The 17,780-nt window shown below is 68.8% G+C and carries 17 protein-coding genes and 2 pseudogenes; 10 read left to right on the top strand and 9 right to left on the bottom strand.

Translation table 11 applies throughout. The features are described from left to right. Nucleotides 1-188: 188 nt before the first annotated feature. From ACIPJ2_RS00490 to ACIPJ2_RS00475, 4 genes are all read right to left on the bottom strand, one after another. Nucleotides 189-1,328 carry a glutathione-independent formaldehyde dehydrogenase gene (locus ACIPJ2_RS00490; protein WP_402727116.1) on the bottom strand — a complete coding sequence of 380 codons (1,140 nt, stop codon included), beginning with the start codon at nucleotides 1,326-1,328 and terminating at the stop codon, nucleotides 189-191. 205 nt (nucleotides 1,329-1,533) lie between these two features. Beyond that, nucleotides 1,534-2,643 carry a catalase family protein gene (locus tag ACIPJ2_RS00485; RefSeq protein ID WP_402727115.1) on the bottom strand — a complete coding sequence of 370 codons (1,110 nt, stop codon included), beginning with the start codon at nucleotides 2,641-2,643 and terminating at the stop codon, nucleotides 1,534-1,536. Further along, nucleotides 2,640-3,707 (bottom strand): catalase family protein, encoded by a 1,068-nt coding sequence (locus tag ACIPJ2_RS00480; RefSeq protein ID WP_281265827.1) that lies wholly within the window; start codon nucleotides 3,705-3,707, stop codon nucleotides 2,640-2,642. The genes ACIPJ2_RS00485 and ACIPJ2_RS00480 overlap by 4 nt, the downstream gene beginning before the upstream one ends. A gap of 147 nt (nucleotides 3,708-3,854) precedes the next feature. After that, complete coding sequence (locus ACIPJ2_RS00475) at nucleotides 3,855-4,268, bottom strand: ester cyclase (RefSeq protein WP_402727114.1); 414 nt, start codon at nucleotides 4,266-4,268, stop codon at nucleotides 3,855-3,857. A gap of 731 nt (nucleotides 4,269-4,999) precedes the next feature. Here ACIPJ2_RS00475 and ACIPJ2_RS00470 point away from each other — a divergent pair. After that, nucleotides 5,000-5,200 carry a CocE/NonD family hydrolase C-terminal non-catalytic domain-containing protein gene (locus ACIPJ2_RS00470; RefSeq protein ID WP_402728296.1) on the top strand — a complete coding sequence of 67 codons (201 nt, stop codon included), beginning with the start codon at nucleotides 5,000-5,002 and terminating at the stop codon, nucleotides 5,198-5,200. Further along, complete coding sequence (locus tag ACIPJ2_RS00465) at nucleotides 5,197-5,856, top strand: hypothetical protein (RefSeq protein ID WP_402727113.1); 660 nt, start codon at nucleotides 5,197-5,199, stop codon at nucleotides 5,854-5,856. The genes ACIPJ2_RS00470 and ACIPJ2_RS00465 overlap by 4 nt, the downstream gene beginning before the upstream one ends. Nucleotides 5,857-5,904: 48 nt before the next feature. Here ACIPJ2_RS00465 and ACIPJ2_RS00460 read toward each other — a convergent pair whose 3' ends face one another. Then, a complete protein-coding gene (locus ACIPJ2_RS00460; protein WP_402728295.1) occupies nucleotides 5,905-6,630 on the bottom strand; it encodes a TetR/AcrR family transcriptional regulator in 726 nt (241 codons plus the stop codon). 115 nt (nucleotides 6,631-6,745) lie between these two features. Here ACIPJ2_RS00460 and ACIPJ2_RS00455 point away from each other — a divergent pair, with 115 nt between their 5' ends. The 6 genes and pseudogenes from ACIPJ2_RS00455 to ACIPJ2_RS00430 all read left to right on the top strand — a co-directional run bounded on the left by ACIPJ2_RS00455 (nucleotide 6,746) and on the right by ACIPJ2_RS00430 (nucleotide 11,411). After that, entirely contained in the window at nucleotides 6,746-7,897 is a 1,152-nt protein-coding gene (locus tag ACIPJ2_RS00455) for an FAD-dependent oxidoreductase (RefSeq protein ID WP_402727112.1), read from the top strand. Nucleotides 7,898-8,453: 556 nt separating this feature from the next. Next, the gene (locus ACIPJ2_RS00450) at nucleotides 8,454-8,780 is read left to right on the top strand and encodes a hypothetical protein (RefSeq protein WP_402727111.1); all 327 of its coding nucleotides are present in this window, start codon (nucleotides 8,454-8,456) and stop codon (nucleotides 8,778-8,780) included. A gap of 81 nt (nucleotides 8,781-8,861) precedes the next feature. Then, on the top strand, nucleotides 8,862-9,065 hold the full coding sequence (locus ACIPJ2_RS00445; RefSeq protein WP_402727110.1) for a hypothetical protein: 204 nt from the start codon (nucleotides 8,862-8,864) through the stop codon (nucleotides 9,063-9,065). Between the two features lie 148 nt (nucleotides 9,066-9,213). After that, on the top strand, nucleotides 9,214-10,119 hold the full coding sequence (gene ppk2, locus ACIPJ2_RS00440) for a polyphosphate kinase 2 (RefSeq protein ID WP_402728294.1): 906 nt from the start codon (nucleotides 9,214-9,216) through the stop codon (nucleotides 10,117-10,119). 19 nt (nucleotides 10,120-10,138) lie between these two features. After that, a pseudogene (locus tag ACIPJ2_RS00435) lies at nucleotides 10,139-10,624 on the top strand (DUF1254 domain-containing protein); the annotation flags it as partial. A 481-nt stretch (nucleotides 10,625-11,105) separates the two neighbouring features. Continuing rightward, nucleotides 11,106-11,411, top strand: a complete 306-nt coding sequence (locus ACIPJ2_RS00430) for a DUF1214 domain-containing protein (RefSeq protein WP_402728293.1) — start codon at nucleotides 11,106-11,108, stop codon at nucleotides 11,409-11,411. Between the two features lie 100 nt (nucleotides 11,412-11,511). On the opposite strand, the gene ACIPJ2_RS00425 is transcribed toward ACIPJ2_RS00430, so the two are convergent. Beyond that, entirely contained in the window at nucleotides 11,512-12,543 is a 1,032-nt protein-coding gene (locus ACIPJ2_RS00425) for an NAD(P)-dependent alcohol dehydrogenase (protein ID WP_402727109.1), read from the bottom strand. 141 nt (nucleotides 12,544-12,684) lie between these two features. Between ACIPJ2_RS00425 and ACIPJ2_RS00420 the strand changes: the two genes are divergently transcribed. Continuing rightward, nucleotides 12,685-14,649 carry a potassium transporter Kup gene (locus ACIPJ2_RS00420; RefSeq protein ID WP_402727108.1) on the top strand — a complete coding sequence of 655 codons (1,965 nt, stop codon included), beginning with the start codon at nucleotides 12,685-12,687 and terminating at the stop codon, nucleotides 14,647-14,649. Nucleotides 14,650-14,661: 12 nt separating this feature from the next. On the opposite strand, the gene ACIPJ2_RS00415 is transcribed toward ACIPJ2_RS00420, so the two are convergent. Both ACIPJ2_RS00415 and ACIPJ2_RS00410 read right to left on the bottom strand, forming a co-directional pair. Beyond that, the gene (locus ACIPJ2_RS00415; RefSeq protein ID WP_402727107.1) at nucleotides 14,662-15,099 is read right to left on the bottom strand and encodes a LysR substrate-binding domain-containing protein; all 438 of its coding nucleotides are present in this window, start codon (nucleotides 15,097-15,099) and stop codon (nucleotides 14,662-14,664) included. A gap of 307 nt (nucleotides 15,100-15,406) precedes the next feature. Next, nucleotides 15,407-15,634 (bottom strand): annotated as a pseudogene (locus ACIPJ2_RS00410) (LysR family transcriptional regulator); the annotation flags it as partial. Between ACIPJ2_RS00410 and ACIPJ2_RS00405 the strand changes: the two are divergent. Then, nucleotides 15,633-16,355 (top strand): SDR family oxidoreductase, encoded by a 723-nt coding sequence (locus ACIPJ2_RS00405; RefSeq protein WP_402727106.1) that lies wholly within the window; start codon nucleotides 15,633-15,635, stop codon nucleotides 16,353-16,355. The pseudogene ACIPJ2_RS00410 and the gene ACIPJ2_RS00405 sit on opposite strands and share 2 nt — an antisense overlap. A 4-nt stretch (nucleotides 16,356-16,359) precedes the next feature. On the opposite strand, the gene ACIPJ2_RS00400 is transcribed toward ACIPJ2_RS00405, so the two are convergent. Beyond that, a complete protein-coding gene (locus ACIPJ2_RS00400; RefSeq protein ID WP_402727105.1) occupies nucleotides 16,360-17,730 on the bottom strand; it encodes a serine hydrolase domain-containing protein in 1,371 nt (456 codons plus the stop codon). Between the last annotated feature and the right edge of the window lie 50 nt (nucleotides 17,731-17,780).

Below are 17,780 nucleotides of genomic sequence, written 5' to 3'. Positions count from 1 at the left end.
GCTCGGGTTCATCCAGGAGGTTCACCATCCCGTCCACGGCGGCTCAGGGGACTTCTCCACTACGACCAACGCGTGATCATCGACCCACCTGAGCACGTCGACGAACTTCCCTCCTGGCAGCTGGTCGGCAGCGAACCATCGCGACGGACGGGAGGGCCAGCAGCGGTCCGACCCTCCCGTCCCGGTGGTCACGGGTGGAGCACGACCTTGGTCCAGCCGTCGTCGCGTGCGTCGAAGTGGCGGTAGGCGTCCGGGGCCTCGTCGAGCGAGAGGTTGTGGCTGACGATGAAGGACGGCGATGCCTTGTCCCCGGCGATCAGGTCGCGGAGCTGGCGGTTGTACCGCTTCACGGGTGCCTGACCGGTGCCCATGTGCTGGCCCTTGAAGAAGAACGTGCCGTAGTCCAGCGCGATCTGCCCCTTCTTCGCCAGTTCGTCGGAAGCGCCGGGGTCGTCAGGCAGGTACACGCCGACGACGCCGATCCCGCCCGTAAACCGGACGGAGGCGATGAGACGGTTCAGCACGAGGTTGGGCTGCTCGTTACCCTGCCCGTCGTGGGCCTGGTACCCGACGGCCTCGATGCCGCGGTCGGCTCCGAGGCCGAGGGTCGCGTCGAGGACCGTCTGCACGGGGTCGACCTTCGAGTCGTCGACCGCGATCGCACCGATCGACTCGGCGAGACGGAGCCGGTCCGCCTGCCGGTCGACGACGAAGATCCGCGATGCGCCCTTGATGGAGGCGGAGAGGGCGGCCATGAGGCCGACGGGTCCGGCACCGTAGACGACCACCGTGTCGCCCGGCTGCACTCCGGCGAGCTCGGCCCCGTGCCAGCCGGTCGGGAAGATGTCCGACAGCATGGCGTAGTCGTTCTCCTTCTCGACCGAGTCCTCACCGAGACGGAGCGCGTTGTAGTCACCGAACGGGACGCGCAGCAACTCCGCCTGCCCGCCGCGGTAGGGGCCCATGTCCGCGTAGCCGTACGCGGCTCCGGCAGCAGCCTCGTTCGGCTGCATGGTCAGGCAGAAGCTCGACCAGCCGCGCTCGCAGTTCTTGCAGAACCCACAAGCGACGTTGAACGGCAGGACGACACGGTCGCCGACCCGCACCTTCTGGACGCCGTCACCGACCTCGATCACGGTGCCGAGGTTCTCGTGCCCGAACACACTGCCGGTCTCGATGTCGGTCCGGCCCTCGTACATGTGCAGGTCCGACCCGCAGATGTTCGTCGCGGTGATCTTGACCAGGATGTCGGTCGGCTGTTCGACCTCGGCATCCGGGACATCGTCGACGCTGACGTCGTGGGGGCCGTTGTAGACGACTGCTCGCATGGTTGCTCCGTTCAGGTCGTCGGCGCCGTCGTCGGCGCCGGACCCAGCGGACGGTACGCGCGCGGTACGAACGCTTCCTGCGGAGTACGCGGAGGGGACGATCGGCCCGAGCGCGAACCACCGTGGACCCGCTGGAGTCACCGGGACAGTTCCGACCTGGAGCCGCCCCTCCTGCCCGTCGCGGTGGTCCGCGGTCGACCAGCCGTCAGGCCGGAAGCTCGTCGATGTTCCCGGGCTCCTCGACAGTCGCGGCGTTGGTGGTTGCGCGGAAGTCCACCGAGTCGTCGTAGACGGGGCGGCGGACGCGCTGGATGGATCCGAGGGGTTGGTGCTCGACCAGGCAGTGCCACGGGTTGAACGACAGTTCGTCGTCGGCGTAGACGCGCCGTGCTGGGGAGAACGAGTCCTGCGGGTCGACGGTCAGCGTTGCGACCGTCCGGTACGGGGTGACGTCCTCGGGCCACGCGACGGAGGCGTCCTCGACGGGCGTGGTCTCCAGTTCGGTGGCGAGTTGTACCTGGAGTTCCCAGACGCCCGCGTTGCCGGCGAAGAACGCGCTGGTCAGGTCCCGGTACGCGGACGGCTCCCGGACCGAGACGTGCTCTCCGGTCAGCGCTGTGAGGTTCTCGGCCACGGGGGCAGCAGATACCTTCGCGACGTGGTCGCCGTACCGGATCGCGCCCTGGGACCAGTACGTCTCACCGAGTAGGTTGACGTGTGGCTTCGCCTGCCCTGCAGGGCCGCCGGTCTTGTCGACGCCGACCTTGCGGAGCAGGTCCGCGCCGGCGCGCAGCGCCGTGGTCGCAGCCAGTTGCATGCCCTCGGGCGCCTTCGACGTCTGCAGCAGCACCGCCTGGTCGCGTCGGTAGGTGTGCACGTCTCCGGACGAGATGGTGGGGTGGTTGACCAGCAGGAAGTCCTGCGTCCGAGCCTGTTGCTTCCCCGGCAGCACCTTCTCGCCGTCGACGTCGAGGACCTTGATCGCCATCCCGAACGCGGAACCGATCCCGTCGGAGACGATGTCCCCGGGCGCCGTCGAGAAGCGGATGATCACCGGGTGCTCACCGGTCTGGGCGAACAGGCCCTGCCGCAGCTCGGTCGGGAGGTCGTCGTGGATGCGAAGGGTGCCGGCGAGCACGCCGTGGCTCTTCGCGTGCGCGTCGCGGACGGCGTGCCGGAGCTTGTCGAACGCCATGGTCCGGATCTGCGCGAACGTCTCCCGGAGTGCCTGAATGTCCTCCGCCTCGTGGGGTTGTTCCACCTCGACGTCGGGCGTGTACCGCAGGTACGTAGTGGGCTGGTCTCGGTCGGTCATGCGGGGACCTCCTGGAGGCTGGTCGGGTTCTGTTCTGTGCGTGCGTTGATGTCGTGGCGCCACTTGCCGAGTTCTTCGTAGCCGCGTCGCCGGACTCGGTTGATGCTGCCCAGCGGTCGGAACGCGCGCAGTCCATGCCAGGGCCGCCAGGACATCACGTCCTCGGCGTAGACCCGACGCGCGGGGCTGAACGACTCCTGCGCGGGCAGGATCAGCATCGCGACGGTCCGGTAGGGGCTGCGGGTCTCGTCCCACTCGACGGAGGCGTCCTCGATCGGCATCGCCTGCGGGTCGACGTTGAGCTGCACACGGAACTCGAACCGGGCCTCCTGACCGGCGAAGAAGTCGCGAACCCACTCGCTGAGGATCCCGGGCGACGCACCAGCCGGGACGGTCTGCTCCGCCAGTTCACGCTGCCGGTCCGTTGCCGGCGCGATATGGAACTTCGCGACGTGGTCGCCGTACCGGAACGCGCCCTGAGAGTAGTAGCTGAACGCCAGTGGGTGGATGTTCGGGGTGCGGTCGAAGAGGGTTCCCTTCGGTGCGGGATGCTTCGCCATCGTCGCCGCGACCGTCCGCACGTAGTGGCCATGGTGCTCGGCGCGGGCGCGGATCGCGTCGAGGTACACCTTCGCGTCGCCCTGCGGGATGATCGGCCACGTGTTCAGCAGGAAGTCCTGACTCGTCCACCCGTCGCGGAGTTTCTCCCCCGGCACGTCGAGGACCTTCACCGCTGCGCCGCGGGCCCGCTGCGCCGTGTCCGGGTCGATGCCGCCCGGTTCGCTGGCGAACCGGACCACCGTCTCGTAGGTCGCCGGGACGGCGAACATGCCCTGCGCGAGCTCGGGCGGCAGATCCGGCAACACCTCGAACCGGCCCGTGACGACGCCGTGGCTCTTCGCGTGCGTTCCCGAAGTTCCGTGGCGGGTCTCCTCGAACGTCTGCTTCATCGTCTGCCGCATCAGCGCGATCGTCTCCGAGACGATCGCCTCCTCGTCCGGAAGCTCCTGCTCGAGGTCGTCGCGGTATCGGATGGGTTGCTCGTACGTCATGTCCGATCTCATGCGGCTCATGCAACGCCGACCAGGCCACAGCGACCTCAGCGCTATCCCCTTGGCGTTACACGGGTGGTGCAACGCTGATGTCCACCGTGCGGTGTCGCTGGTGATTAACCGGGGGCGAGGGCTGCGGGAGCAACGGAGCTGAAGATGTCAGGCAAGGCCCAGCTGCTGCAGCATGCCGAGCTGGTCGGTGCTGCCCCACCGCTCGGATGCGCGGCCGTCGCGGAAACTGATGACCTGCACGTTCCGGATCCCGGTAAAACGGCGTCCGGTCGGGGCGTGTCCCATCCAGTCACCCGTGTGCGTGCCAGCAAGGGTGGAGATTGTGATCACCTTCGTCGGTGTCGCGATCGTCTCGACGTCCTCTCGCTGAACGTCGGAGAAGGCCTCCCCGAACTGCTCCCAGAACCAGGCTATGCCGGATCCGTCGGATGGCTGCCCGTCGGCTGCGTCGTGGTCGATGAAGTCGACCGTGAACCGCTCCTCGAGGGGGCGGTCCTGCTGCCGCATCCGGTCCCGCGCCGTGAGCGTCGGCTCGCCGTCGACTGTCACTTCAACCGCCATTGGAATCTCCTCGTCATCTTCTGCCGAGGGTACCTAGGCCCGTCGGCTCAGTCTCAACGAGGGTCTTTCAAGGAACAGCTCGGCGGAAGCGACGCAGCCGCCGTCTTGCGCCCGTGACACGATGCTGGCCAGAGGCTAGTGCGGCGGCCGCCGTAAGCATTATGGGTCCGGGACCCGCTAGTACGCCGCTAGCCCGTATGCTCCACAGATGACGGGAGCTGATGGGTGTCCCGAGCAGCTTTCAACAGTGCAGGACGGGATGCGGTTGCTGCATAACCGGCACCCCGAAACGCTGCGCGGATGAGCTGGAGTTCCTCGAGCAGCGCCTGCTCGGACACACCGAGCACCAGGGCAGCCTCACGTACACGCGGGATAGACGCGTATGCGGCGATGACGACTTCTGGCGGGCCGAGAGTGTCACTCTCTTGTGGGCTTTGGGGCTTCCCATCGCGAAGTCCTGGTACGTGACTGCCCCTGGAAGCACGACATCCGTGATCTACGGGACAAAGCGGCTCGTGACCGCCGAAGGACTCTTCGTCATGGCGAGACCGTACCCAGAACCCGTATCGATAGCCGATCGGCTATCGGACATGGGTCGCCAGGTCCTAGCCATCGCAAGAGACCCGACAGCATCCTGTCGACCGGTCTCGATTAAGCCCGCGCGTTCGTACGTTCGTACGTCCGTACGGTTGCCCGCACGACAGTGAGGCCGATCGAGGTCGCACTGAGAGATCGAGATCGACCTGTTCCCCGTGGGCCTGCGGTTCCACGCCGGGGAGCAGCTGCGCTTCATCGTCAGTTCCCGGAACCTCCTCGGCACCCTCATGCCAGGGATCCGCGAGTACGTCGGCGCCAACACCGGCACGCACGTCGTGCACCCCGGCGGCGAGCACGCCTCCTACCTGCAGCTGCCCGTCCGGAGCGCACGATGACAGCCGCGACCGTCCGGCTCGACGGGCACGACAGCGACGCGACGATCGACGGGTACGAACTGTTCTCAGCACGCCGTGCGATGGAGCTCCTGAAGCGGAAGCTCGGTCGCGAGCAGCTCCTCGAGCTTCTCGCCGACGAGATCGCCGCTGGGGAGATGTTCCTCCGAAACCACCTCGGACGCTCCCGCGGCGAGGAAGCGAGCGGCACCACGACGCTGCGCGCCACCGGGATCACCGCGGCGCAGTTCGGTGGGTGGCTCGGTGCAGCGTTCGCCCGAGAGGACGTCATGCTCGCCGGACACCCGGAGCACTACGCGATCCACGCTGAGCCGGGGGAGCTGGTGAACATCGTCGAGACCCTCGACGACCAGGTGTGCTCGTTCTTCATGCGCCCCTGGGACGACAGTGTCATCGTCGACCAGGAACTCCCAGCCGCGTCCGGACGGCCCGCTGGCCGCCGCTCGCACATGCTCCTCGCCGACGGCACCGTCATCGGCTCGATCGCCAACGCCTTCGAGGACGGACCCGACGGGTTCACCGCACGCCTGTCGGTCACACTCCCGGCCTCATGTGCGCCGGCTGTGATCGATCAGCACCTCGAACACTTCGCGGTGGAGTTCCGCACCTGGATCCTCCGTGCCGCGGGGGAGGTGTGACTCTGCGCCACCTGGAGCCACTCAGTTCGACGGGCGAGCTGGACGACGTCAGTGGTCGAGTCCTCGAACGATGAGGTCGAGGGTGAATGCGAAGCGGTCATGACCGTCGCCGGCGGTGAGGTCGCGGGACAGTTCGATCGTGTGCGGGAACGTATCTGCCGGGAGCATCTGCAAGCGAGTAGCGATCTCCTCGGCGCCGATCGCTGTTCCGCTGACGTCGCGGCGTTGCTGATCACCGTCCGCAGCTTCGAGGCAGTAGGCACAGATGTAGAGGAACGCGGCGTCGCTCGCCCAGGCCGCTTGCCGGGGCTGCACGCCGCCTGTGCGCAGGGTAGCCAGCAGCGCTTCGGCGACCCGGAGTGTCCCGAAGTCGGCTGGGACGACTGCCAGGGCAGCACGGGCCACGCCGGGGTAGGCGAGGAACTGATCACGAAGTCCAGCGCAGAGAGCGATGAACTGCTCCTGCCAGTGGTCGGCGTCCGGTCTCGGGAGGTGGACCCGGGAGCACAGCTCCCCGACGAGGAGGTCGCCGAGTTCGGCCTTGCTCCGCACATGCGCGTACAGCGACGCCGGCCCGGTATCGAGGGCCGCCGCGACCGAGCGCATCGTGAGGTCCTCGAAGCCGGTCTCCTGCACAGTGTCGAGCGCCGCGGCGACGATCCGCTCGGTGGTGATCGGCTCTCGACCTCGACGACTCCGAACGGGTGCGACGGGTGCCCCCGACCCTCGAGAGGATGCCTGCTCGAGGTGCGCGACCCACTGTTCCCTCGTCATCGCATCCCGCGCGGCACGTCGTCCAGCCATGGGGCAACCATACCATTGACACGATCAATGTTCGTATGGAACATTGTTCGTGAATCTGTTCAGACTGCTCGATCGGAGGAACTCCATGACCACGACCGTCACGATCGTCGGCGCCGGCCTCGGCGGCCTCACTCTCGCTCGCGTCCTGCACGTCCACGGGGTGTCGGCGACGATCTACGAAGCGGAGCACTCCGCTGAGTCCCGGACGCAGGGCGGCCAGCTCGACCTGCACGAGGAAGACGGCCAGCGCGCATTGCACATGGCTGGTCTGACGGAGCAGTACGAGGGGATCATCCACCGTGGTGGAGGAGCTCGTCGGGTGTACGACACGGACGGCAACGTCCTCGTCGAGGTCCCCGATGATGGTTCGATGACGCGGCCGGAGACACTGCGAGGAGAGATTCGCCGCATTCTGCTGGAGTCACTGCCCGAGGGCACGGTCCAGTGGGGCAAGAAGCTCGCCTCGGTCGCCGCGGTCGGCGCAGCCGAGCACGAGCTGGTGTTCACGGACGGCACGACCGCGACCACGAACGTCCTGGTCGGTGCCGACGGTACCTGGTCCAAGGTGCGCCCCCTGGTCTCGGACGCGGTACCGATCTACTCCGGCTTCAGCTACGTCGACTCGTACCTGCACAGCGTCAGCATCGACTACCCGGACATCGCGGACACCGTGGGTGATGGAGCGCTCTACGGCATCATGCCGGGTAAGGGGTTCCTGGCGCACCGCGAGGTCGGCGACGTGGTGCACACGTACGTGATCCTGCACCGGCCGGTGGAGTGGTTCGACGCCATCGATCTCACTGATGCCGCGACCTCCCGTGCCCGGGTCGCAGCAGAGTTCGACGGCTGGTCGCCGAAGCTCACGGCGTTGATCTCCGAGGGTGAGCAGCCGCCGGCGGTGCGGAAGATCTACCAGCTGCCGGATGCCCACCGCTGGGAGCGCACGCCCGGCGTGACCCTCATCGGTGACGCAGCGCACGTCACCGTTCCCGGTGGTGACGGCGCCAACCTGGCGATGTTCGACGGCGCCCAGCTCGCCGAGGCGATCGCCTCGCACCCCGATGACATCGAAACGGCCCTGGCTGAGTACGAGGCGATCATATTCCCGCGCAGCGAGGCAGCAGCCATCGCCGCGCACCGCACGGTCGACACCATCTTCGGCACAGGAGCCCCAGACGGCGTCGTCAAACTCTTCGAGGGCGTCCTCGCCGACCAGCGGGCAGCGGCCCAGCGGTGACCCGGCCAACGGGTCCGCTCGGCTTGACGGATCAGGACGACTCTCGGACGGAATGATCTCGCTGGCCGCAGCAGAGCTCGGTGGCGAGTAGCGCAACCGGGTCGGCTACCGAGACCAGCCTGCTGACAGTGGCGAGTTGGCGACGCTCGAACACAGAATCGGCACCGCACCGCACCACGACCGACCGACCGACCGTGGAACGCTACCCGGCGTCGCACGATTAGAGGCGTACCGGGCCGTCGGGTGAGCCGGGCAGCCCGACTTCCCACCGACTCTCGGCTCCGCTTCGGGCTCGGCTGAGCTGAGCTGATCAGCTGAGCACCGCGCCCCGTCACTCGTGGAGCGCCGTTCCCCGGGCGCGCGATCCTGCCGGCCGGAATCTCCAGTGGACGGTCCCCGTCGCGATCGCCACGAAACCCCTGTGCGATACTCCCTCGACCGGGCGGACCCGAACGGTCAGCGGTGCGCAATCGTCCCCTGGCCGATCAAGTGCGGCCCGCTGACCGATCGGCTATCGAGACGCCGTTGCGCTCCTTGCCATCTCTAGTATCGCGACATGGAGTATTACCGGATCAGTCAAGACACCCTGGCGCAATTGTCGCTTCACGACGCGATGGTCCGTTCATCAGTGGCCCGCAGGCGGCACTGGGCTCCGCTGGATGTACGAGCGGCGTTTCCTGAAGTGCCGGAGCACGAATTCGAGACGGCGCAACAGCGACTTGACGAGCTGGAGTCGGACGCGGCTCGATGGGCTCGGTCGCTTCGCGAAGCGGGAGGCTTGACCGAGACCGAGGTACGCGACGCGCATCGCGGCCTCTATCCCGAATTCTCGGACGTCGCGGTCGGAGACCTGATCGGGCTCGCCATGGACAGGCAACGCTGATCACTACTCGCATCGGCGTCATCAAGCCGCGCCCGGTAGCGGATCGGTCCTCGAGACGCGAGCGCGCGCTAGGTTGGCTCGGTGGACGTGTTGAGCGCGAAGGTCCTGGGTACGATCGCCCTCGCCTTCGGCTCGGTCTTCATGACGACGTCGATCGTCCGCTTCGTCCGGCCTGATCTCGACGTGGTCCTGGCTGTCGTGAACACGGCGCTCGGCATCTTCTGGCTCGGTGCTGGCATCTGGTTGTGGCGCTTCGCCCTCCGCAAGGCGAAACGCGGCCAGTAGCCGCGGCGTCACCGAACGTCCACGCCGACCCACGGGGTCGGAGTACGCCGGACTGACCGGATGGTCGACGGTGCCCGTTGTTCACCCCGGGTTGCTATACCGGGGTGAGCCGCGCACCCGACCCGCGCCGGCAGAGGAGGACCCCGTGCTGGATGTAGGCCCCGTCGGCGACCTGCGCGAGTACATCGAGGACCTGCGGACCCGCGGGTACACGGTCGACAACGCCCACACGCCCGACCCGGAGCTGATCGACCCGCAGGGCAACCCGATCTACACCTGGAAAGAGGACTACCCGTACGACGAGCGGATGAGCCGCGAGGAGTACGAGTTCGAGAAGTACCGGCTGCAGGTCGAGCTGCTGAAGTTCCAGTACTGGCTCGAGGACAACGGCCGCCGCGCCATCATCCTCTTCGAGGGCCGCGACGCCGCAGGCAAGGGCGGCACGATCAAGCGGTTCACCGAGCACCTCAACCCCAGGACGTCCCGCGTCGTCGCGCTGTCGAAGCCGACCGAGCGCGAGCAGGGCCAGTGGTACTTCCAGCGGTACGTCGAGCACCTGCCGAGTGCCGGGGAGATCGTGATGTTCGACCGCTCCTGGTACAACCGCGCCGGGGTCGAGCGCGTGATGGGCTACTGCTCGGACGAGGAGTACGAGACGTTCATGGCGCAGGCGCCGTCGTTCGAGCGGATGCTCGTCGACTCGGGCATCCACGTCACGAAGTTCTGGTTCTCGGTGACCCGGAAGGAGCAGCGCACCCGGTTCGCCATCCGGCAGCTGGACCCGGTCCGCCGGTGGAAGCTCTCGCCGAACGACGTCGCGTCGCTCCGGGTCTGGGACGACTACACGGCCGCGAAGGAGGAGATGTTCCGCCGCACCGACAAGCGTTACGCGCCGTGGACGATCGTCCGGTCGAACGACAAGAAGCGCGCCCGCGTGAACGCGATGCGGTACTTCCTCGCGCAGTTCGACTACGAGGACAAGGACCCGTCGGTCGCGCTGCCGCCTGATCCGCTGCTGGTGATGCGCGGCAAGGCGCTCCAGATGGAGGAGTGACGCTCACCCTGCTGGGGTGATGTCGCCAGGGCGGCTCGGGACGACGATCGCTGGCATGACCACCGATGCGGAGAACGGTACCGACCTCCCGCCGCGCGACAGCCTGCCGGTGATCTTCGACGACCTCGACCACCAGCTCGCCTGCCTGACCTACCTGTGGGCGCTGCCGATCGTGTCCTACGCGCACTGGAGCGCCCAGCACCGCGAGGTGTTCGGCGCGACGCAGCACGACCTCGTGCACTACGTCACCTACCGGGACAAGCTCGGGCTGATCACGGCCAACGCGACGACCCCGTACATCCTGAACTTCTTCGACCTGTCGGAGACCGGTCCGCTCGTGATCGAGCTCCCACCGGGACCGACGGCGGGCGGGGTGTCGGACTTCTGGCAGCGCGAGTGCGGCGTCCTCGGCGAGATGGGGGCGGACGCCGGGCACGGCGGGACGACGCTCGTCGTCGCTCCGGGACAGGACGTCCCCGAGCACGACCAGAGCTGGTCGGTGATCCGGTCCAGCGGGGTCAACGTGATGTTCGGGTTCCGCACGCTCGACCCGGATCCGGAGCGTGGGGCTGCCCTGGCGGCGGCGGTGCGCGTGCATCCCCTGACGGAGCACGACGATCCCCCGGCGACCCGGCTGATCTCGCCGGACGGGCGGCCGTGGTCAGGCGATCAACCGCGGGGCATCGCCTACTGGGAGGTGCTGCACCGCATCTACCAGACCGAGGTCGTCGACGAGCGGGACCGGTTCTTCCTGGCGATGCTGCGACAGCTCGGGATCGAGCCTGGCAAGCCGTTCGCGCCGGACGAGCGGCTCGTCACCGTGCTGGAACGGGCGGCTGCCGACGGGGAGCGCATGGCACAGGCGAACACGTTCGCGAAGCGCTTCCCCGACACGCGCTACCGCCCGGACCGGCAGTGGGACTTCGCGGTCGTACACGGATGCAACGGGTGCGTGGCTCGACGGCGGCCGGTCGTACGAGCTCACGGTGCCGCCCGACGTGCCGGCCGCGCTGTTCTGGTCGGTCACGGTGTACGACGTCGGAACGCGGTGTCTCATCGACAACGAGCAGCAGCGCGGCGACCGTGGCAGCCGCGACCGGGACCTCTCGGTGGAGCCGGACGGCTCGGTCGTGCTGCACTTCGGTCCGGAACCACCGGCGAGTGGGACGAGCAACTGGGTGCAGACGATCCCCGGCAAGCACTGGTTCTCGTACTTCCGGCTCTACGGCCCGCTCGGTCCCTCCCTCGACCGGAGCTGGGCACCAGGCGACTTCGAACCGGCGGACGCGTGACGGGATCGAGATGGTGACCCCGTGACGGACGGGAGGCGCGGCGCCAGCCGGCACCGCGCCTCCCGTCCGTCGTCCGGTCGCGACCGGAGCCGCTGGCGGCTCAGCGGGTCGGCACCACCACGGCGCGTCCACGCACCTTGCCCGCGTGCAGGCGGTCGTAGGCCTCGGTCGCCTGGTCCATCGAGTACTCCTCGACGTGGATCGAGATCGCGCCCTTCTTGGCGAGCTCCACGACCTCCATGAGCTCGGTGCGGGACCCCCAGTTGATCGCCCGCGCGTTGACGTCGAGCGGCACGGTGGTCTGCCCGACCGGAACGGCGCCCGTCGCGACGCCGACGACGACGATGTCACCGGCGACGCGGATCATGCCTGCTGCGAGGTCGGCGGTCGGCTGGATGCCCACGAAGTCGAACACGACGTCGGCGCCGAGGCCGCGCGTGATGCCCTTGACGCGCTCGATCGCGTCGGGCTTCGACAGGAAGGTGTGGTCGGCGCCGACCGACTCGGCGAACGACAGCTTGTCGTCGTCGACGTCGAGCACGACGACGGTCGACTGCGTCAGCGCCTTGAGGAGCTGGATCGCGACGTGACCGAGGCCGCCGGAGCCGATGACGACGGCGGTGGTGCCGGGGGTCAGCCGGGGGAGCGCGGACTTCACGGCGCGGTACGGGGTGAGCGCGGCATCGGTCAGCGACACGTTCGCGACCGGGTCGAGATCGCCGATCGGAACCAGGTGGCGGGCGTCGTCGACGATCATGTACTCCGCCATGCCGCCGTCGCTGAAGATGCCGGGTGCGCGCATCCCGTGCTCGCAGTTCTGCTCCTCGCCCGATGCGCAGGCGTAGCAGCGGCCGCAGCCCCACGGTCCGTAGACCAGGACGGACTCGCCGACCTCGACGCCGTGCACGCCCTCGCCGATCGCCTCGACGACGCCGGCGACCTCGTGGCCGAGCGTCAGCGGGACGGGCTTGAACCAGTAGTCCTCGGCGGACGTGCCCATGATGAACTCGTCCGAGTGGCAGGCCCCGGCGGCGGTGACGCGGAGCAGGACCTCCGACGCCGAGGGGACGGGCTTCGGGATCTCGACGAGCTCCGGTCGGGAGCCGATGGTGCGGTACTGCAGTGCCTTCATGGCGTCAGGATACGCCCGTTGTACGACAGGTGTCGTTTGCGCTTCCCGAACGGTCGAGCGGTGGCTGCGAGCGTGTACGTCGGACGGTGGCAGGATGATCGCTGGCCGCTTCCCTGGCGACTGGATTCGAGGAGATCGAGCGTGACGGACACCCACTCCGCGGCCCCTGTCAACGAGGACACCGCACCCGGCGACGACGCCGTTGCCGGACACGGCGGCCCCAAGGGCGTGACGGCCCTGGCGCTCGCCGCGCTCGGGGTCGTCTTCGGCGACATCGGAACCAGCCCGCTGTACTCGCTCCGGACGGTGTTCACCATCGACGGCGGGATCGTGAAGCCGATCCCCGAGGACGTCTACGGCGTGATCTCGATGATGTTCTGGAGCATCACGATCATCGTGTCGATCAAGTACGTCCTCGTGCTCATGCGCGCGGACAACAACGGCGAGGGCGGCGTGATGGCGCTCGCCGCACTGGCCCGTCGGCTGTACGCCAAGCGCCGCGGCGGGTCGACGATCTTCCTCATCGTGGGAATCGTCGGGGTCTCGCTCTTCTACGGGGACTCCGTGATCACCCCGGCGGTCTCCGTGCTGTCCGCGGTCGAGGGCCTCGGCACCGCGGCCCCGGCGGTCGGGCACCTCATCGTGCCGATCGCCGCGGTCATCCTCGTGATCCTGTTCTTCGTGCAGCGGTTCGGCACCGGCAAGGTCGGGACGCTGTTCGGCCCGGTGATGCTGCTCTGGTTCGTCGTGATCGCGGTGGCCGGCCTCCCGATGATCGTCCAGCACCCCGGCGTCCTGCAGGGGCTGTCCCCGACCTGGGCGATCGCGTTCGTCTTCGCGCACCCGTTCATCTCGTTCGTCGCGATGGGGGCCGTCGTCCTGGTGATCACCGGTGCCGAGGCGCTCTACGCGGACATGGGCCACTTCGGCCGGGTGCCGATCCTCCGCGCGTGGTTCTTCGTGGTGTTCCCCGCGCTGGTCCTCAACTACCTCGGGCAGGCGGCGCTCGTGCTCGAGCACCCGGAGGCGACGAAGGACCCGTTCTTCCTGCTCTTCCCGAACTGGGCGCAGCTCCCGGTCGTGGTGCTCGCGACGGCCGCGACGGTCATCGCGAGCCAGGCGGTCATCTCCGGGGCGTTCTCGCTCACCCGGCAGGCCGTCCAGCTGGGGCTCCTGCCGCCGCTGACGATCCGGCAGACCTCCAAGCAGGAGGGCGGGCAGATCTACCTGCCCGCGGTGAACCTGCTGCTGTTCATCGGCGTGATGGCGATCATGCTCGCGTTCCGGTCGTCGGCGAGCCTGGCGACGGCGTACGGGGTGTCGGTGACCGGGGCGCTCGTCACGGACACGCTGCTCCTGCTCCTCGTGGTGAAGCCGCTCTGGCAGTGGGCGACGTGGAAGCTCGTCGTCGCCGCGGTCGTGTTCGGCGGTCTCGAGCTGACGTTCCTCGCCGGCAACCTGTCGAAGGTGATCCACGGCGGGTGGGTGCCGCTCCTCATCGCCCTCGCGGTGATCACGGTCATGACGACGTGGCGCCGGGGACGGCAGCTCGTGCAGCAGGAGCGGCAGGAGCGCGAGGGGTCCCTCGACGAGTTCATCGAGAAGATCAACACGAAGCACGTACCGCGGGTCCGGGGTGTCGCGGTCTTCCCGCACCCGAACAAGGACACGACACCGCTGGCGCTCCGCGCGAACGTCGAGCACAACCACGTGGTGCACAAGCACGTCATCATCGTCTCCGTCATCACGGCGAACGTGCCGCACGTGCCGCACGCCAAGGCCTTCGTCCGCGACGACCTCGGCTACACCGACGACGGCATCGAGCACATCACCGTGAAGTTCGGGTTCTCCGACGACCAGGACCTGCCGCACGCCCTGCACGCGGCCTGCCTGTCCGAGGTGCTCGACCTCGACCCGGAGGACATGGCCGAGGCGTCGTACTTCATCTCCCGCGGTGCACTCCGGCCGATGCGGGGCAACCGGGGCATGGTGTCCTGGCGGAAGAAGCTCTTCGTCGGGCTCGCCCACAACGCCGCGGACCCGGCAGCACGCTTCGGTCTCCCGCCGCAGCGCACCGTGACGATGGGCAGCGACGTCGAGATCTGACGTCGCGGCCGGTCAGGCCGTCCGCGACGCCGCGAACGTCTCCGCGGCGCTGACCGCGTTCCGCACCGCGCGGGCGACGTCCGGCGACGTGGAGGCGGCGGGCCACGCGATCACGGTCGTCGCGAGCGCGGCGTCGAGCACCGGGACCGCGACGTGCTCCGGCCACTGCAGGGTTCGGCTCGACCGCGGGATGACGATGACCGTCCTCCCGAGGGCGACGAGCTGCGCGAGCTGGGCCTGCGAGCGGACCTCGGGACCCGGGCCGTCCGGGTAGGTGCCGTCGACGCGGGGCCACCTGGCGGCGGGTAGGTCCGGCAGGTCGCGCAGGTCGGCGGTGGAGAGCGCCGGCCGTGCCGCCAGCGGGTGCGACCTGGGCAGGATCGCGACCTGCTGCTCGGTCCGCAGGTCCTCCGCGTCGAAACCGGTCAGGTCGTCGTACGTGCGGTGCATGAGCGCGATGTCCGCCGTGCCGTCGCGGAGGAACGCCGCCTGCTCGTGGACCTCGCCGAACGACCTCGATCGGCAGGGCGTCGGGGTCCGCGTCCTGCACCCCGAGGAACGCCTGCAGGAGCTCGTGGTCGGCTCCCGCCTTCACGGCGAGCACGAGGTGGCGCGTCCGGCGTCCCGCCCGCTGGGCTCGCCGGCCGGCGGCTGCCACGGCCGCCAGTGCTGGCCCGGCATCGCCGAACAGGACCGTGCCGGCTGCCGTCAACGTGACGCCGCGGGGGTTCCGCTCGAAGAGCTCCGTCCCGATCCGCTGTTCGAGCTGCCGGATGGCGCGGGACAGCGGCGGCTGGGACATGCCGAGGCGTGCGGCGGCACGGCCGAAGTGCAGTTCCTCGGCCACGGTCACGAAGTACCGGAGTTCGCGCGTCTCGAGATCGTCCACGCCACGGAGCCTACGTCGCCCGATACCCGTCGGGTATCGATGGACACCCAACGGGTCTTGGACGGGGGCGTGGGCGGGGACCGAGGATCGGAGCATGACAACAGCAACGACCGCCCTGGTCACCGGGGCGAACAAGGGGATCGGCTTCGCGATCGCGGAATCGCTCGGGAGGCTCGGCATGCGTGTCGTCGTCGGCGCACGGAACGAGACGGCCGGTTCGGACGCCGCGGCCCGGTTGGCCGCAGATGGCATCGACGCGACGAGCGTGCGGATCGACGTCACGAGCGACGAGAGCGTCGCGGCTGCGGCACGCGAGCTCGAGGAGCGCTTCGGCACGCTCGACGTCCTGGTCAACAACGCCGGGATCTCGGGACCGTTCGACCCCGTCACGTGGGGGCAGGACCCGACGACGATGGACCTCGACGACCTCAGGAGGGTCGTCGACACGAACGTGTACGGCGTGATCCGCGTGACGAACGCGATGCTGCCGATGCTCCGCCGGTCCGAGCACCCGAGGATCGTGAACACGTCGAGCAGCATGGGCTCGCTCGAGCGGCAGCCGGGTCCGGTGATGGGCGTGTACTCGTCGTCGAAGACCTTCCTCAACGGCATCACGGTGCAGTACGCGCGGGCGTTCCAGGACACACCGGTCATCGTGAACGCCGCGTGCCCCGGGCTCGTCGCGACCGACTTCAACGGGTTCGCCGGGAACCGGTCGCCCGAGCAGGGCGCCGCGACGGCCGTCCGGCTCGCGACCCTGCCCGACGACGGACCCCGTGGCGGGTTCTTCGACGACGGCGGCGTCGTCCCCTGGTGACGCGCTAGTCGGCCGTCGGGCGGTGCAGGGTGGCGAACGTGTCGTGCAGCGGCTCGGTCGCCCACCGTGCCGCGAACGTCCGGTCCCCGGCGTCGAGGCGGACCCACAGCAGGTGCGGGGTGTCGACGAACCGGACGGCGACCAGCACGCGTCCGTCGTCGTCGGTCGCGGCGCCCGCCGCAGTCGAGCCGTCGACGGCCCACTCGTCCTCGCCGACGACGGCACGCACGGCGGAGCCGTCCTGGTGCAGCGTGACCACCCACCGCTCGCCGTCCTGCTCGAGCACCACGGACTCCAGGCCGGGGACCCCGGAACGGGACGCGCGTGCGTAGGTGCCACGAGCCTCCAGGCCGAGCCGCCCACCGGGCACCGGCCGCAACACGAGCGCGGACAGGTCGACGGTGCCCACCGAGCCGTCGCGGTCGACCGCTGGCAGCAGGTGCTCCCACACCGCGTCGAGGACCGCCTGCATGTCGGTGCTCTGGCCGGTCATCGCGACGACGACGTCGTGCTCCGGCAGCACGACGCAGAACTGGCCGTACGCGCCGTCGCCGCGGAAGCCGTGCCGAGCCATCCAGAACTGGTAGCCGTAGCCCTGGCTCCAGTCCGGGTTCTCCTCACCCGGGTTCGCGACCTGCGTGCGGGTGGCCGCCTCGACCCAGTCCTCGTCGAGGATCCGCTCGCCGTCCCACACGCCGCGCTGCAGGTACAGCTGGCCGAGCTTCGCGATCGACTCCGTCGTGGCGTAGCAGCCGCTGAAGCCGAGCTCGTTGCCGTGCTCGTCCTGCTTCCATGACACCTGCTCGATGCCGAGCGGGTCGAACAGGCGCGGGCGCAGGTACTCCACGAGGGAGGTCCCGCTCGCCCGGCGGACGATCTCTGCGAGCGTGTACGTGCAGGGCTGGTTGTAGGCGAAGACGGTGCCGGGGTCCTCGTCGGGCGGGAGCAGCAGAAAGCCGCGGACGATGTTCCTCGAGTCGATCGCGCGGGCCCGGTCGAGGGTCTCCTCGCGGTGGCCGCTCGACATCGCCAGGATGTTCCGCAGCGTCATGGATCGGCTGCGCGCGTCGGTGACCTCGGCGTCCAGCTCGGGGAAGTGGCTGACGACGGTGCTGTCCAGGTCGACGATGCCCTCGCGGCTCGCGATGCCCACGGCCGCCGCCGTGAAGCTCTTGCTCAGCGAGTAGAGCAGGTGCGGTCGGTCGGCGGAGTACGGGGTCCACCACCCCTCGGCGGCGACCTGCCCGTGCCGGAGCACCATGAGGCTGTGCGGTTCGACGTCGGGCGCTGCCTCCAGTGCACGGACGAGGGCGTCGATGCCGGAGGCGTCGATGCCGAGGGCGGACGGGGTGCTGCGCGGGAACGTCGTCGTCACGACCCTGAGCGTATCCACCGACACCCTGACATCATCAGGGGAGCGTTCGA

The organism is Curtobacterium sp. NPDC090217 (genome assembly GCF_044746705.1).
In the GTDB taxonomy this organism is placed as follows: domain Bacteria; phylum Actinomycetota; class Actinomycetes; order Actinomycetales; family Microbacteriaceae; genus Curtobacterium.
This window is presented reverse-complemented; position numbering and strand designations above follow the sequence as displayed.

Coding starts and splice junctions, on each gene's coding strand:
- ACIPJ2_RS00490 (WP_402727116.1), bottom strand. CDS start 1,328: ATGCGAGCAGTCGTCTACAACGGCCCCCACGACGTCAGCGTCGACGAT.
- ACIPJ2_RS00485 (WP_402727115.1), bottom strand. CDS start 2,643: ATGACCGACCGAGACCAGCCCACTACGTACCTGCGGTACACGCCCGAC.
- ACIPJ2_RS00480 (WP_281265827.1), bottom strand. CDS start 3,707: ATGAGATCGGACATGACGTACGAGCAACCCATCCGATACCGCGACGAC.
- ACIPJ2_RS00475 (WP_402727114.1), bottom strand. CDS start 4,268: ATGGCGGTTGAAGTGACAGTCGACGGCGAGCCGACGCTCACGGCGCGG.
- ACIPJ2_RS00465 (WP_402727113.1), top strand. CDS start 5,197: ATGACAGCCGCGACCGTCCGGCTCGACGGGCACGACAGCGACGCGACG.
- ACIPJ2_RS00460 (WP_402728295.1), bottom strand. CDS start 6,630: ATGACGAGGGAACAGTGGGTCGCGCACCTCGAGCAGGCATCCTCTCGA.
- ACIPJ2_RS00455 (WP_402727112.1), top strand. CDS start 6,746: ATGACCACGACCGTCACGATCGTCGGCGCCGGCCTCGGCGGCCTCACT.
- ACIPJ2_RS00450 (WP_402727111.1), top strand. CDS start 8,454: ATGGAGTATTACCGGATCAGTCAAGACACCCTGGCGCAATTGTCGCTT.
- ACIPJ2_RS00425 (WP_402727109.1), bottom strand. CDS start 12,543: ATGAAGGCACTGCAGTACCGCACCATCGGCTCCCGACCGGAGCTCGTC.
- ACIPJ2_RS00415 (WP_402727107.1), bottom strand. CDS start 15,099: ATGCACCGCACGTACGACGACCTGACCGGTTTCGACGCGGAGGACCTG.
- ACIPJ2_RS00405 (WP_402727106.1), top strand. CDS start 15,633: ATGACAACAGCAACGACCGCCCTGGTCACCGGGGCGAACAAGGGGATC.